At 70.4% G+C, this 15400-nt stretch carries 11 protein-coding genes; 8 read left to right on the forward strand and 3 right to left on the reverse strand.

The window, feature by feature from the left end; all coding sequences use genetic code 11:
* Nucleotides 1-6 precede the first annotated feature (6 nt).
* Nucleotides 7-2328, forward strand: coding sequence for a methyl-accepting chemotaxis protein (locus tag QTI45_RS23355; RefSeq protein WP_286370042.1), 2322 nt, complete (start codon nucleotides 7-9; stop codon nucleotides 2326-2328).
* A 16-nt stretch (nucleotides 2329-2344) separates the two neighbouring features.
* Nucleotides 2345-8437, forward strand: coding sequence for a hybrid sensor histidine kinase/response regulator (locus tag QTI45_RS23360; RefSeq protein ID WP_286656014.1), 6093 nt, complete (start codon nucleotides 2345-2347; stop codon nucleotides 8435-8437).
* A gap of 97 nt (nucleotides 8438-8534) precedes the next feature.
* On the opposite strand, the gene QTI45_RS23365 is transcribed toward QTI45_RS23360, so the two are convergent.
* The 3 genes from QTI45_RS23365 to QTI45_RS23375 form a co-directional block, all read right to left on the reverse strand.
* Nucleotides 8535-8930 carry a type II toxin-antitoxin system VapC family toxin gene (locus tag QTI45_RS23365; protein WP_286656015.1) on the reverse strand — a complete coding sequence of 132 codons (396 nt, stop codon included), beginning with the start codon at nucleotides 8928-8930 and terminating at the stop codon, nucleotides 8535-8537.
* Entirely contained in the window at nucleotides 8927-9205 is a 279-nt protein-coding gene (locus QTI45_RS23370; protein WP_286656016.1) for an AbrB/MazE/SpoVT family DNA-binding domain-containing protein, read from the reverse strand. Before QTI45_RS23370 ends, QTI45_RS23365 begins: the two co-directional genes overlap by 4 nt.
* A gap of 86 nt (nucleotides 9206-9291) precedes the next feature.
* Complete coding sequence (locus QTI45_RS23375) at nucleotides 9292-10812, reverse strand: cryptochrome/photolyase family protein (RefSeq protein WP_286656017.1); 1521 nt, start codon at nucleotides 10810-10812, stop codon at nucleotides 9292-9294.
* Between QTI45_RS23375 and QTI45_RS23380 the strand changes: the two genes are divergently transcribed.
* From QTI45_RS23380 to QTI45_RS23405, 6 genes are read left to right on the forward strand one after another with little or no spacing between them, the layout of a single operon-like run.
* On the forward strand, nucleotides 10811-11410 hold the full coding sequence (locus QTI45_RS23380) for a YqgE/AlgH family protein (protein WP_286370037.1): 600 nt from the start codon (nucleotides 10811-10813) through the stop codon (nucleotides 11408-11410). The genes QTI45_RS23375 and QTI45_RS23380 overlap by 2 nt on opposite strands.
* The gene (gene ruvX, locus QTI45_RS23385) at nucleotides 11407-11844 is read left to right on the forward strand and encodes a Holliday junction resolvase RuvX (RefSeq protein ID WP_286656018.1); all 438 of its coding nucleotides are present in this window, start codon (nucleotides 11407-11409) and stop codon (nucleotides 11842-11844) included. The genes QTI45_RS23380 and ruvX overlap by 4 nt, the downstream gene beginning before the upstream one ends.
* Complete coding sequence (gene pyrR, locus QTI45_RS23390; RefSeq protein WP_286656019.1) at nucleotides 11841-12338, forward strand: bifunctional pyr operon transcriptional regulator/uracil phosphoribosyltransferase PyrR; 498 nt, start codon at nucleotides 11841-11843, stop codon at nucleotides 12336-12338. The genes ruvX and pyrR overlap by 4 nt, the downstream gene beginning before the upstream one ends.
* Nucleotides 12338-13300, forward strand: a complete 963-nt coding sequence (locus tag QTI45_RS23395; protein WP_286370034.1) for an aspartate carbamoyltransferase catalytic subunit — start codon at nucleotides 12338-12340, stop codon at nucleotides 13298-13300. Before pyrR ends, QTI45_RS23395 begins: the two co-directional genes overlap by 1 nt.
* On the forward strand, nucleotides 13297-14571 hold the full coding sequence (locus QTI45_RS23400; RefSeq protein ID WP_286370033.1) for a dihydroorotase: 1275 nt from the start codon (nucleotides 13297-13299) through the stop codon (nucleotides 14569-14571). Before QTI45_RS23395 ends, QTI45_RS23400 begins: the two co-directional genes overlap by 4 nt.
* Nucleotides 14568-15314, forward strand: a complete 747-nt coding sequence (locus QTI45_RS23405) for a lysophospholipid acyltransferase family protein (RefSeq protein WP_286370188.1) — start codon at nucleotides 14568-14570, stop codon at nucleotides 15312-15314. Before QTI45_RS23400 ends, QTI45_RS23405 begins: the two co-directional genes overlap by 4 nt.
* The last annotated feature ends 86 nt before the right edge of the window (nucleotides 15315-15400 follow it).

Consider the following 15400-nt stretch of genomic DNA (forward strand, 5'->3'; position numbering starts at 1 on the left):
CCGACCGTGAGCTCGATCGCCGACAAGTTCAAGAAATTCCTGCCCCAGGGCGGCAACAGCGTGGGCGTGGGCAGCGACAGCGCCGCCACCCTGTCGCTGGACAGCATCGAAACCGTGCAGACCGGTGGCGACAGGGTCGAGCACCTGCGGCGCGACGCCGTGCCCGAGCCCGAGATGCCGGCCCTGGCGGACGCCGAGCTTGCCGCGGCGCAGAGCACCGAGGCCGAGCCGCCCGCGGGCGATGCCGGCGCGGTGCCGCCGCCGGCCGCGCGTACGCGGCGGTCGCAGCGCGCCAGTCCGGCACGCCAGCAGCGGATCCTCGCGCTGGCCCTGGCCGGCGTGGTGCTGCTGCTGCTGCTGGTCGCCGGCTCCGCGATCTTGCGCGCCGAACGGCTGGCCCAGCAGGTGGCGGCCACCGGCCAGTCGCTGATGCAGTCGCAGCGGCTCGCCAAATCGGTTTCGCAGGCGCTGGTCGGCAATGTCGCCGCCTTCGCCGAAGTGCGCGACAGCGCCGACGACCTGACCCGCCGCGTGCAGGGCCTGTCGAACGGCGACGATTCGCTCAAGCTCGAACGCGTCGGCAGCCAGTACGACACCGAGCTGGGCAAGATCACCCCCCTGGTCGAGCGCGCCGACAAGAGCGCCAAGGCCGTGCTGGCGCAGCAGAAGATCCTGACGCAGGTCGGCACCGCACTGCGCGACATCAACCGCCAGTCCTCGGACCTGCTCGAGATGGCCGAGACCGTGGCGTCGCTCAAGATGCAGCAGAACGCGACCATTCCCGAGATCTCGGCCGCCGGCCAGCTGGTGATGCTGACCCAGCGCATCGGCAAGTCGGCGAATGAGTTCCTGACGGTCGAAGGCGTGAGCCCCGACGCCGTGTTCCTGCTCGGCAAGGACCTGAACAGCTTCCAGGAAATCACCCGCGGCCTGCTCGACGGCAGCCCGCAGCAGCGCCTGCCGGGCACCCGCGACGCGCAGACCCGCCAGCAGCTCGAAGCGATCCTGAAGACCTACGAAACCACCCGCACGCAGGCCGGCGCCATCCTGGGCAACCTGCAGGGCCTGGTCGCGGCGCGCGAAGCGCAGGCCGCCATCCTGGCTGACAGCGAACCGCTGCGCACCTCGCTCGGCGACCTGCAGGACAAGCTCTCGGCCCGCACCGGCCTCGGCGCCGGCACGGTCGTGATGCTGTTCGTGCTGTCGCTGGCCGCCCTGGCACTGGCCGGCGCGATCGGCTTCGTGCAGGTGCGTGAAGGCCGTGAACGGGCCGCCGCAGCGGAACGCGACCGGGTCGAAGCCGAGCGCGTGAGCGAGGACGCCAGCCGCGTCAACGCCGCCAACCAGGCCGCCATTCTTCGCCTGATGAACGAACTGCAGACGGTGGCCGAAGGCGACCTGACGCAGGAAGCCACCGTGACCGAGGACATCACGGGCGCGATCGCCGACTCGGTGAACTACACGGTGGAAGAACTTCGCCTGCTGGTGGGCAACGTGCAGAACACGGCGACCCGCGTGGCGCAGACCACCTCGCAGGTGGAAAGCACCTCGACCGAGCTGCTGGCGGCATCGACCGAACAGCTGCGCGAGATCCGCGAGACCGGCCAGTCGGTGCTGACCATGGCCGAGCGAATCAACGGCGTGTCCTCGCAGGCGCAGGAATCGGCCACGGTGGCGCGGCAGTCGCTGCAGGCCGCCTCGTCGGGCCTGCACGCGGTGCAGAACGCGATCGGCGGCATGAACTCGATCCGCGACCAGATCCAGGAAACCTCCAAGCGCATCAAGCGCCTGGGCGAATCCTCGCAGGAGATCGGCGAAATCACCGAGCTGATCTCGGACATTACCGAACAGACCAACGTGCTGGCGCTCAACGCCGCCATCCAGGCCGCATCGGCCGGTGAAGCCGGTCGCGGCTTCTCGGTGGTGGCGGAAGAAGTGCAGCGGCTGGCCGAACGCTCGGCCGATGCCACGCGCCAGATCGCGGCGCTGGTGAAGGCGATCCAGACCGACACCCAGGACGCGGTGGGCGCCATGGAGCGCTCCACGCAGGGTGTGGTCGAAGGGGCCAAGCTGTCCGACAACGCCGGCACCGCGCTGTCCGAGATCGACCGCGTGTCGCGCCGCCTCGCCGAGCTGATCGAGCAGATCTCGCAGTCGGCCTCCCGCGAAGCCGATTCGGCCAACGTGGTGGCGGCCAACATCCAGCACATCTTCGCCGTGACCGAGCAGACCGGCGAGGGCACGCGGACCACCGCGCAGCAGGTGCGCGAGCTCTCGCACATGGCCGAAGAGTTGCGTCAGTCCGTGTCTCGTTTCAAGATTGCCTGAACGCCGAGCGCCCAACGTGTCGATCCAAAGCCCCGCCACCGCCCACACAGCCGGCAACGCGCCGGCCACCGAGGATCTTGGGCCGCTGGCCTGGGTATTGGGAGAAATCCAGAAGACGCTCGACGGGGTAGGCAAGACGCTGCGCCGCTTCGCCCGCGAGGCGGCCACGGCGCTGCCGGGCTCCGAACTCGATACCGCGCCGCTGCGCCAGGCACGCCTGCAGCTGCACCAGGCGGTCGGTGCGCTGCAGATGGTGGGCCATACGGCGCCGGCCATGGTGCTCGGCGCGATGGAGTTCGCGGTCCAGAGCTTCGCCACCGAACCGCTGCGCTGCAACGATGCCGCGGTCCAGAAGATCGATCGCGCCGGTTTCGCGGTGGCCGACTTCCTCAACGCGATGGTCGCCGGCAAGGTGGTGTCGTCGGTGGCGCTGTTCCCGCAGTACCGCGAAGTGCTCGAACTGGTGGGCAACGAGCGGGTCCATCCGGCCGACCTCTGGACCATGACCTGGCGCTGGGTCGAGATCAAGCCGGCGCCGACCCAGACCGCGCTGGTCTATGACCCGGCGGTGCGCTCCAAGCTCGACCGCGAAGTGCTCAAGGTCGTCAAGAGCGGCGACGATCATGCGGCCCGCAGGCTGCAGGCCCTGTGCCTGGGGCTCGGACGCGGCGCCTCGGTGCCGCGGGTCGCGAGCTTCTGGACGCTGGCCGCCGGCTTCTTCGAGGCCCTGGCGCTGGCGCTGATCCCGACCGATACCCACGTGAAGCGCGCCGCTTCGCGCGTGCTGCTGCAGTACGCCACGCTGGCACGCGGCGACAACACCGTCTCCGACCGGCTGGGCCAGGACCTGCTGTTCTTCTGCGCCCAGGCCGCGCCCGGCCCGCGCGACGAGGCCGCGACCTTGCGCGCCGTGCGCATCGCCTGGGGCGTCGCCAACGAGCAGACCGTCGACTACACGATCGAGCAGTTCGGCCGTTTCGACCCGGTGGTGCTGGCGCAGGCGCGCAAGCGCATCGAGTCGGCCAAGGAAATGTGGTCGGCGCTCTCGGGCGGCGACGTGAGCCGCACCCGGCAGGTGGCGGACACCTTCGCGCAGCTCGGCGAATCGCTGCAGAAGCTGCATCCGCCGAGCGCACCGATGGTGCAGGCGCTCAACAACGCGGTCGAGGCCTCGCTGCGGTCCGGCCAGCCGCCGGCGACCGAGCTGGCGATGGAAGTCGCGACCTCGGTGCTGTACCTCGAGGCCGCCTTCGAGGACCTCGATCCCCACGACCGCCAGCTCACCGCCCGCACCGTGCAGCTCGCGGGCCGCATCGAACGGGCCCGCGACGGCGGCCGCTCGGAGCCGCTCGAGCCCTGGATGGAGGAGCTCTACCGCCGTGTCAGCGACCGCCAGACCATGGGCACCGTGGTCGGCGAGCTGCGCAGCCACCTGAGCGAGCTCGAGAAGTCGCTCGACCAGTTCTTCCGCCGGCCGACCGACAAGGGCCTGCTGCGCACCGTGCCGAGCCAGCTGCTGCAGATGCGCGGCGTGTTCTCGGTGCTCGGCCTCGACCAGGCTGCCCAGACCGTGCAGCGCATGCGCGAGAACGTCGACCAGCTGCTGGCCGAAGAGTCGCCCGCCGACGAGATCCGCGCCTTCGATTCGCTCGGCAACAATCTCGGCGCGCTGGGCTTCCTGATCGACATGCTGAGCTACCAGCCGGCGCTGGCCAAGCGGCTGTTCGTGTTCGATGCCGAGCTCGGCGAGCTCAAGCCCCTCATGGGACGGCAGGCCGGCGAAGCCGCAGCCGCCGAAGCGGCGGCGCCGGTGTCCTTCGCCTCGGCCTCCGGCCCGGTCGCCGCCACCGACACGGTGCTGAGCGTCGAAGAGGTGGACGCGCAGATCGCCGCCAAGCTGGCCGCTCTCGCCGCACCGGGCAGCAGCAGCCGCAACAAGCCGGCGCCGTCGCCGATCGAGGAATTCAGCCGCGCGACCGCCAGCTGGACCGCGAAGATCACCGGGCCGGCTCCGCTCGAGGGGCTGCTGGCCGACACCGAAGTCACCGAGCTCGAAGAAGACGACCTCCAGAACATCTTCCTGGACGAAGCGCGCGAAGTGCTGCACAACGGCCTGGCCGCGGTGTCGGTGCTGTCGTCGCGTCCGGACGACGACGGCGAGCTGACCGTGCTGCGCCGCGCCTTCCACACGCTCAAGGGCAGCTCCCGCATGGTCGGGCTGATGGATTTCGGCGAAGCCGCCTGGTCCTTCGAGCAGGTGCTCAACACCTGGCTGGCCGACCAGCGGCCGGCGACGCCGGAACTGGTCACCGGCACGCGCACGGCGCTGATGGATTTCGCGAAATGGGTCGAGGCGATCGCCGCCAACCAGCCGCACGGCTGGCAATCGGCGCCGTTCCGCAGCCTGGCCGAGGCGTTGCGCACCGGCGAGCCGCTGCTGCCTGCGCCGCGCGTCGCCGACGCCGACGCGCTGGTCGCGGCAGCCCGCCACATCGCCGCCGAGGCGCAGGCCGAGGCGTCGCCGCCCGTCGCTGCGCCCGAGCTGCTGCCGCCGCTGCCCGACCTCGAACTCGGCCCGATCGGACTCGATCTGCCGCCGCTCGAAGCCCCTGTCGCTGCAGCGTCGCCGAGCGCCGAAGCGCCCCCCGTCGAAGCACCGACCGTCGAAGAACCGACTGTCTGGTCGGGCCTGGACCAGCCGTCCCAGGAACCGATCGATGAGCCCCGCACGCCGGACGACTTCGCCTCGACCGACTTTCTCGAATTCGACGGCAGCCCGGCGCCGGAAGCGCCTGCGGACCTGGGCGCGCTCGAGGAGATCGATTTCCTCGAGACCGTCCACACCTCGATCGAACCTGCCTTGCGCGCAGCGCGACCGGAGCTCGTGCCCGAGCCGGCACCGGAGGCCGAGCCGTCGCCGCTCTCCTTCTCGCTGACCCTCGAGCCCGAAAACCCGGTCGAAGCGCCGCAGGAAGCCCCTGCCGCGACCGAAGCCGAAGCCGTGGTCGAACCGCTGGCGCTGGCGCCGGTCGCGGAGCCGGCCGAGGCGGAGATTGCGCCGGAATCCGAGCCCGAGGCCATCGTCGAGCCTGAACCAGAGCCGGAGCCGGAGCCGGAGCCACAACCCGAGCCGGAGCCCGAGCCCGTCGCGACGCAGGCCGAAGCGCCGGCGGCCGTGCCGCCGATCGAGTTCGAGCCCGAACGCCCGGCCCTGCCGAGCGCCGAGGAGCAGGTCAAGGTCATCGGGCCGCTGCGCATCGGCATCGCGCTCTACAACGTCTATCTCAACGAAGCCGACGAGTGGTCGCGGCAGCTGGCCACCGAAGTCGGCGAATGGGCGCTCGAATCGCACCAGCGGGTGTCCGACTCGACCATCGGGCTGGCGCATTCGCTGGCCGGCAGTTCGGCGACGGTCGGCTTCCACAGCCTGTCGGGCATGGCGCGCCTGCTCGAGGCCGCACTGCAGCACCTGCAGATGCAGGGCCGCGGAACGCCCCAGCAGGGCGCGGTGCTGGTCGGCGCCGCCGAGGAACTGCGCCGCCTGCTGCACCAGTTCGCGGCCGGCGTTCTCAAGGACCCGGTCGAAGGCACGCTGCGGGCCCTGCGCGAAGTCGCGGCCTCGGTGCTGCCGGCCGAAGCGGTGGAGACCCGCCCGGCCTATCCGCACCTGGTGCGCGACGCCATGGCCGACGTGGCGCTCGACGACACCGACGACGCCATCGATGTCAGCGATGCGGTCGACGTCGACCTGTTCCCGATCTTCGAGGAGGAGGCGGCCGAACTGCTGCCTGAACTCGGCACCGCATTGCGCGAATGGGCCGAGCATCCCGAGGATTCGGCGCCGCGGGCCTCGATGCTGCGCACCCTGCACACGCTCAAGGGCAGTGCCCGGCTGGCCGGCGCGATGCGCCTGGGCGAGCGCGCCCACCGCATGGAATCCGAGATTGAGTCGCTCGGAGCCACGGGGGCCGACCGGACATCGATCGAGCATCTGCTGACGCGCTTCGATGCGCTGCAGGCCACCTTCGACGGGCTGCGTGCCGCCGACAACGCGATCCAGACCGAACTGGTGCAGCGCGCGGTCGCCGCGCCGGTCTTGCCCGAGGCAGAAGAAGCGCCGGCCGCCGAGGTCGTGCCTGCCGCGACGAAGGAAGACATCGCGACCCCGGCCGAACCAGTCGCCGCGCGCGGCCTGGTGGCGATGCCGTCACCGTCGGCCCTGACGCCGCTGCGCTCGGTCTCGAGCCAGGCGGTGCGCATCCGTACCCACCTGCTCGACCGCCTGGTGGCGCAGGCTGGCGAAGTCATCATCACGCGCTCGCGGCTCGAAGCCGAGATCGGCCAGCTGCGCAGCTCGCTCAGCGACCTGACCGGCAATCTCGACCGCCTGCGCCAGCAGCTGCGCGACATCGAGGTCCAGGCCGAGAGCCAGATGCAGTCGCGGCTGGCCCAGGCCAAGGATTCGCAGCAGGGCTTCGACCCGCTCGAATTCGACCGCTTCACGCGGGTCCAGGAACTGACCCGCATGATGGCCGAGTCGGTCAACGACGTGGCGACCGTGCAGCGCACGCTGCAAAAGACGGTGCAGGCGACCGAAGACGATCTCAGCGCCCAGGCCCGCCAGACGCGCGAACTGCAGCGCGGCCTGCTGCGCACGCGCATGGTGGAGTTCGAGGGCATTTCCGACCGGCTCTACCGGGTGGTGCGCCAGGCGTCCAAGGACACCGGCAAGCAGGTGCGCCTGGACATCACCGGCGGCTCGATCGAGATGGACCGCGGCGTGCTGGACCGGATGACGCCGGCCTTCGAGCACCTGCTGCGCAACTGCGTCGCCCACGGCATCGAGGATGCGGCGGCGCGCGAGCAGGCCGGCAAGGAGGCCAGCGGCCTGATCGTGATCGAGCTGCACCACGAAGGCAACGACGTCTCGGTGAGCTTCCGCGACGACGGCGCCGGCCTGAACCACGAGCGGATCGTGGCCCGTGCCCGCGCCCTGGGACTGGTGGCCGACGGCCAGCAGCTCAGTGCGGCCGAAGCGGCCGAGCTGATCTTCCAGCCGGGCTTCTCGACTGCCGAGCAGGTGTCCGAACTGGCCGGCCGGGGCATCGGCATGGACGTGGTGCGGGCCGAAGTGGCCGCGCTCGGCGGCCGCATCGAGACCCACAGCCAGCCCGGCCAGGGCACGACGTTCAAGCTGGTGCTGCCGCTGACCACCGCGGTGACGCACGTGGTCATGCTGCGCGCCGGCGGCACCTCGATCGGCGTGCCTTCCAACCTGGTCGAACTGGTGCTGCGCGCCAGCGCCTCGGACCTCGAATCCGCCTATGGCGCTCAGCGCTACGCCTTCGGCGGCGAGCAAGTGCCGTTCTACTGGGCCGGGGCGCTGCTGCAGTCGTCGGCGCGCAGCGAGCGCGCGGCGGCCAAGGCCAACACCATCGTCATCGTGCGCAGCGCGGCGCAGCGCGTCGCCCTGCACGTGGACGAAGTCCTGGGCAACCAGGAAGTGGTGGTCAAGAACCTCGGTCCGCAGCTCTCGCGGCTGCCGGGCATGGCCGCCATCTCGGTGCTGGCCTCGGGCGCGGTGGCGCTGATCTACAACCCGGTGGCGCTGGCCGCGGTGCATGGCGAGAAGGCGCGCGAGTTCCAGGCCGCGGCCCGCCGCCAGCCGGCGGTGCGCGGCGCCGAGCCGGTGGCCGCGCTGCCGCCGGTGGTGCCGCAGGTGCCGCTGGTGCTGGTGGTCGACGACTCGATCACGGTGCGCCGTGTCACGCAGCGCCTGCTGCAGCGCGAAGGCTACCGCGTGGCGCTGGCGGCCGACGGCCTGCAGGCGCTCGAACGGCTGCAGCAGGAGCGGCCGGCGGTGGTGCTGTCCGACATCGAGATGCCGCGCATGGACGGCTTCGACCTGGCGCGCAACATCCGCGCCGACCAGTCGCTGGCCGACCTGCCGATCATCATGATCACCTCGCGCATCGCCGAGAAGCACCACGACCATGCGCGGGCGCTGGGCGTCAACCACTATCTGGGCAAGCCTTACTCGGAAGACGAACTGCTGCGGCTGGTGCGCAGCTACACGGGCGTCGAGCTGCCGGCGGTGCTGGCGGCCTGAAGGAATAGAGCCCCCACGCTCCCTCACTTCGTGTGGTCGCTGCCCCCCGAGGGGGCCGCAGGCCGCCTTGGGGCGGCCCGGCGCCGGCCTGGGCCCGTCACAACACCCGCACGCCGGGCAGCTTGCGCATGCCGCGGTCGAAGGTGGCCGTGAATTCGCAACCGCGCTGCGCATGCCTGGCGACGATCAGGCAGTCCGAGAAGCCGCACGCACCCTGCTCGAACAGCGCGGCCGCGTGGGCGATCGCTTCACGATCCTCGAACGCGAACGCGGTCTCCTCCAGCAGGCTGCGCACGGCGATGAGCTGAGCCGCCTCGTCTTGATCGAACACCGAGCGCAAGGTCCATACCGCTTCCGCCAGGACCACATCCGTCACCAGCAGTGACCCGGGCGTCGTGCCATGCTCGGCCAGCAGCGCATCGATGCGCTTGCTCTGGGCCGGATCGTCGTCGAGCCACAGGCGCAGCAGGATGTTCGTGTCGATCCCGATCATCGGCCTGGGGACTTGCGTCTGCGCGAGGCGGCCGCGTGCTTGTCCCGCAGGTGCGCCGCGATCCCCTCGTCCATCTGCTCGACCGTCGGCGGGATGGCGTGGGGGGACTTGAGGAGGCCGCGAACCCGTCGGGCGTCGGGCCTGACTGCCCGTACCGTGATCGTGTTGTCCTCGAGGAGCTGGAAATCGAGCATGGACCCGGCATCGAGCCCAAGCCGAACCCGGATCTCCTTGGGCAACGTGATCTGGCCTTTGCTGGTGAGGGTGGCAAACATCGCTGGAGATCCTTTCGCTGGAATTCCTTACATTGTATGAAAGTAAGGAATTCGACGCGCTACTTGTCGATCGCCCGGGACCTGTCCTATGGCCGGAGACGTCCAGTGCCCGTCGCGCGCTCCCCCTGCCGCACCACCGCATAGCGCTGCAGCGTGCGCTCGCGCGCCTCGGCGTGGTCGACCAGGGGCTTAGGGTAGTTGTCGCCGAGTTCGACGCCCGCCGCCACCAGTTCGAGCGGCTTGGCGGCCCATGGCGCGTGGATCGCGGCGTTCGACAGCTTCGCCAGTTGCGGCAGGTAGCGGCGGATGAACTTGCCCTCGGGGTCGAAGCGCTCGCTCTGCGTCACCGGATTGAAGATCCGGAAGTAGGGCTGGGCGTCGCAGCCGCTCGAGCTGGCCCATTGCCAGCCGCCGTTGTTGGACGCCAGCTCGAAATCATTCAGGTGCTCGGCGAAGTAGCGCTCGCCGCGGCGCCAGTCGAGCCCCAGGTCCTTGCAGAGAAAGCTCGCCACCACCATGCGCAGGCGGTTGTGCATGTAGCCGGTCTGGTTGATCTGCGCCATCGCCGCGTCGACCAGCGGGTAGCCGGTCCGGCCCCGGCACCAGGCCTCGAACCATTGGTCGGCGTGCTTGCCGTGGTGCCACTGGATCCGGTCGTACTCGGGCCGGAAGCTGCGCGATTCGCCCGCTTCGGCCACCTGCGGATGGTGGGCCAGGATCTGGAAATAGAAGTCGCGCCAGATCAGCTCGCTGAGCCAGGTCGCGGCGCCGGCGCTGCCCTGCAGCGAGAGCGGATGGGCCAGCCCCGCGAGCTGCCGGATCGACACGGTGCCGAAGCGCAGGTGCACGCCGAGGTAGCTCGGGCCGCGCACCGCGGGGAAGTCGCGCGCCTGGTCGTAGCGGTCGATGCGCTGCAGGAAGTCGCCCAGCAGCGCGGCAGCGCCCTGGCTGCCGGTAGGGATGTCCAGCTCCGAGAGGTTGGTCGGCTCGAAGCCCAGTTCGGCCAGTGTCGGCACCGGGGCGCGCAGCGCGGCCGGCGGCGGCGCCAGGGCCTCGGCGTGGCTGCGCACCGGATAGGCCTTGAGATAGAAGGCATCGACCTTGGCCAGCCAGGCCCGCTTGTACGGCGTGAAGACGGTGTAGGGCTGGCCGGCCTGCGTCAGCAACTCGTCGCGTTCGAAGATCGCCTGGTCCTTGGCGGTGTGGAAGGCGACGCCGGCGTTGGCCAGCGCGCCCAGCACCTTGGCGTCCCGGTCGAGTGCCGCCGGCTCGTCGTCGCGGTTGGCGAACACCGCCTGCACCTCGAGCGTGCGTGCCAGCTGCGCGATCTCCTCCTCGGCCAGCGCATGGCGCACGATCAGCCCGCCGCCCAGGGCCTCGAGCTCCGCCTGCAGCTCGACCAGCGACTCCCGAATGAATTCCACCCGCCGGTCGGCGCGCGGCAAAGACTCGAGGATCGCGCGGTCGAACACGAACACGCAGACCACCTGCCGGCAGGCGCGCAGGGCCTGGTAGAGCGCTGCGTTGTCGTCCACGCGCAGGTCGCGGCGAAACCACATCAGGCCCTTGGGATAGATCTTGTCGACGGCCAGTAAAATCGGCGGCATGGCCCTTGATTCTGCACGGATGAACCTCACGCATCATTTCCTGATCGCGATGCCGGGTCTCGAAGACAAGGCCTTCAGCCGCAGCGTGGTCTATCTCTGCGAGCACAGCGAGCGCGGCGCGCTCGGGCTGGTGATCAACAAGCCCAGCGACATCAACCTGGGTGTGCTGTTCGAGAAGATCGAGCTGCACCTGTCGCGTCCCGAAATCGGCAACGCCCCGGTGTTCCAGGGCGGCCCGGTGCAGACCGAGCGGGGCTTCGTGCTGCACGAGCCGGTGTTCGCGGAGGGCGACAAGCCCAACGAATCCGTCTACGCGTCGACCATGACGATCCCGGGCGGCCTCGAGATGACCACCTCGAAAGACGTGCTCGAGGCGCTGGCCACCGGCGCCGGCCCGCGCAAGGTGCTGGTGTCGCTCGGCTACGCGGCCTGGGGCGAGGGCCAGCTCGAATCCGAACTGGCCGAGAACAGCTGGCTCACCGTGGGCGCCGACCCGGCGGTGATCTTCGACACCCCGGTCGAGCAGCGCTACGACAAGGCGCTCTCGCTGCTCGGCCTCGAGGCCTGGACCCTGTCGCCGGATGCGGGGCACGCATGAGCGTTCAGGCGATGCCCGACCGCAACATGCCTTCCCCGTCCGTTCCAGCCCATTTCCAGAGCTTCCTGGCTTTCGACTACGGCCAGAAGCGCACCGGCGTGGCCAGCGGCAACCGGCTGCTCAAGACGGCGACGCCGCAGCCCACCATCAAGGCCGAGGGCGATGCCCGCTTCGAACAGGTCGCGGCCCGCATCCGCGAATGGCAGCCCGACGCGCTGGTGATCGGCGTGCCCTGCCATCCCGACGGCGCGCCGCACGAGAACACCCGTGCCGCCCAGCGCTTCGGCCGCCAGCTGCACGGCCGCTTCCGGCTGCCGGTGTACGAGGTCGACGAACGCTACAGCACCACCGAGGCGCTGGCCGGCGGCGCCCGCGACGCCGATGCCGCCTCGGCCTGCATCATCCTTGAACAGTTCCTGAGGAGTCTCCCGTGAACGCAATCCCCGACGCCGAAGCGCTCTATCTCGAGCTGCTGCGCGGCGTGAAACCCCTCATGCGACCCGACACCCGGCTGGTCGGCATCACCTCGGGCGGCGCCTGGCTGGTCGAGCGGCTGCAGAAAGACCTGGGCCTGCCCGGCGCGCCCGGCATCATCTCGTCGGCGATGCACCGCGACGACTTCGCCCGCCGCGGCCTTGCCGCCAGCGCGCAGACCACGCTGCCCTTCGACGTCAACGGCGCCGACGTGCTGCTGCTCGACGACGTGCTCTACACCGGCCGCACGATCCGCGCGGTGCTCAACGAGCTGTTCGATTTCGGCCGCCCGGCCTGCGTGCGGCTGGCCGTGCTGATCGACCGCGGCGGCCGGGAGCTGCCGGTGGCCGCCGACTTCGCGGCCCAGAAGCTCGAACTGCCCGCCACCCAGCTGCTGGCCCTGGCCCGCAGCGACAGCGGCGCCTTCAGCTTCAAAGTGGAGGAAAACACCTGATGCTCTACAAGCGCAACCCCCAACTCAACAAGAACGGCGAGCTGATCCACCTGCTGTCGATCGAGGGCCTGCCGAAGGACATCGTCACCCACATCCTCGACACTGCGGCCAATTTCACGAGCGTCAGCGACCGCGAGGTCAAGAAGGTGCCGCTCCTGCGCGGCAAGAGCGTGTTCAACCTGTTCTTCGAGAACTCGACCCGCACCCGCACCACCTTCGAGATCGCGGCCAAGCGGCTGTCGGCCGACGTCATCAACCTCGACATCGCACGCTCCTCGGCGACCAAGGGCGAGTCGCTGCTCGACACCATCGCCAACCTGAGCGCGATGGCGGCCGACCTGTTCGTGGTGCGCCACAGCGAGTCGGGCGCGCCCTACCTGATCGCGCAGCACGTCGCGCCGCACGTGCACGTGGTGAACGCGGGCGACGGCCGGCATGCGCACCCGACGCAGGGCCTGCTCGACATGTACACGATCCGGCACTACAAGAAGGACTTTTCGAACCTCACGGTGGCGATCGTCGGCGACGTGCTGCATTCGCGCGTGGCGCGCTCCGACATCCACGGCCTCACCACGCTGGGCTGCGCCGAGGTGCGCGTGGTCGGCCCCAAGACGCTGGTGCCGAGCGACATGGCGCAGATGGGCGTGCGCGTCTGCCACACGCTCGAAGAGGGCATCAAGGATTGCGACGTGATCATCATGCTGCGGCTGCAGAACGAGCGCATGAGCGGCGCGCTGCTGCCGTCGTCGCAGGAGTTCTTCAAGACCTTCGGCCTCACGCCCGAGAAGCTGCAGCTCGCCAAGCCCGATGCGATCGTGATGCATCCGGGTCCGATCAACCGCGGCGTTGAGATCGACTCGGCGGTGGTCGACGGCCGGCAGAGCGTGATCCTGCCGCAGGTCACTTTCGGCATCGCCGTGCGCATGGCGGTGATGAGCATCGTCGCGGGTAACGAAGCATGAGCAACATCCTGATCATCAACGGCCGGGTCCTGGACCCGGCCTCGGGCCTCGACCGCCAGGCCGACATCGCGATCGCCGGCGGCGTCGTGCAGAGCATCGGCGGCGTCTCGCCCGAGTTCCGGGCCGAGCGCACGCTCGATGCGCAGGGCTGCCTCGTGGTGCCCGGCTTGGTCGACCTGGCGGCGCGCTTGCGCGAGCCGGGCTACGAGCACGAGGGCATGCTCGAGAGCGAGATGGGCGCGGCCGCGGCCGGCGGCGTCACCAGCCTGGTCTGCCCGCCCGACACCGACCCGGTGCTCGACGAGCCCGGCCTGGTCGAGATGCTCAAGTTCCGGGCCGAGAAGATGCAGCGCGCGCGCCTGTTCCCGCTCGGTGCGCTGACGCGCGGACTGGCCGGCGAGGTGCTGACCGAGATGGCCGAGCTGACCGAGGCCGGCTGCATCGGCTTCGGCCAGGCCGAGGTGCCGCTCGGCAACACGCAGGTGCTGCAGCGCGCGCTGCAGTATGCGAGCACCTTCGGCTACACGGTGTGGCTGCGACCGCAGGAGCGCGACCTGGGCCGCGGCGTCGCCGCCAGCGGGCCCCTGGCGACCCGGCTCGGGCTCGCGGGCGTGTCGGTGGCGGCCGAGACGATCGCCATCTTCACCATCGTCGAACTGATGCGAAGCACCGGCGCACGGGTCCACCTGTGCCGGCTGTCGAGCGCGGCCGGGGTGGCGCAGGTACGGGCAGCCAAGGCCGAGGGCCTGCCGATCAGCTGCGACGTGAGCATCAATTCTCTGCATCTGGCCGACACCGACATCGGCTTCTTCGACAGCCGGGCGCGGCTCAACCCGCCGTTGCGCCAGCAGCGCGACCGCGACGCGCTGTCGGCCGGGCTGGCCGATGGCACCATCGATGCGCTGGTGTCCGACCACACGCCGGTCGAGGCGGACGCCAAGACCCTGCCCTTCGCCGAGAGCGAGCCCGGCGCCACCGGGCTCGAGCTGCTGCTGCCGCTGGCGCTGCAGTGGGGCGAAGAGAGCGGCGCCGGCCTGCGGCGGGCGATCGAGGTCGTGACCGCGGCGCCGGCCCGGCTGCTGGGCGCGGCGGGTGTCGGCCAGTTGGCCGCCGGCGGCGCCGCCGACCTCTGCGTGGTCGACCCGGCGCACGAATGGCAGGTGAGGCCCGAGACCCTCAAGAGCCAGGGCAAGCACACGCCTTTCGGCGACTACGCCATGCGCGGCCGGGCCCGCTTCACGCTGGTCGGCGGCCGAGTGGTGCACGGCTGATGCAGTCGCTGTCCGCCGGCTGGAAGCTGCTGCGCGCGATCGCGCACATGCTCTCGGGCTGGTGGACCATCCGCATGCGCTTCCCGCGCATGTCGCAGGCGGAGCGCGAGTCGCGCGTCCAGCAATGGGCCGAGCGCATGCTGAACCTGATGGGCATCCGGCTCACGGTGCTCGGCAGGCCGCCCGCGCACGGGCCGATGCTGGTGGTGTGCAACCACCTGTCGTGGCTGGACATCCTCGCCATCCACGCGGCGCGCCACGTGCGCTTCGTGTCCAAGGCGGGGGTCGGCCACTGGCCCGTGATCGGCACCCTGTCGACCGGGGCCGGCACGCTCTACATCGAACGCGAGCGCCGGCGCGACGCCGTGCGCGTGGTGCACCACATGACCGAGGCCCTGCGCGCGGGCGACGTGATCGCCGTCTTTCCCGAAGGCACGACCGGCGACGGCCATGGCCTGCTGCCCTTCCATGCCAATCTGCTGCAGGCGGCGATCTCCTCCGGCGCGCCGGTGCAGCCGACCGCGCTGCGCTTCGCCGACGCAGCCAGCGGCGAGACCAGCTTCGCGCCGCGCTATGTCGGCGACGACAGCCTGCTGACTTCGCTGTGGAGCACGCTGAAGGCGCCGCCGCTGCTGGCCATCGTGCGTTTCGGCGAGGCGCAGCCGTCCCTGGGGCGGGACCGCCGGGCCTGGGCAAAAAGCCTGCACGCCGACATCCAGGCCCTGCGGCGAGAGCTCAAGTAGCCGTCAAGGCTCCAAAAAAACAGCGCCCCGAAGGGCGCTGTGCAACGGCGCCTGGTGACGCCGGGAGGAGGAATCGTCGTTCAGAG

Origin of the sequence: Variovorax saccharolyticus, from assembly GCF_030316765.1 — a bacterium.
Lineage (GTDB): Bacteria > Pseudomonadota > Gammaproteobacteria > Burkholderiales > Burkholderiaceae_C > Variovorax > Variovorax saccharolyticus.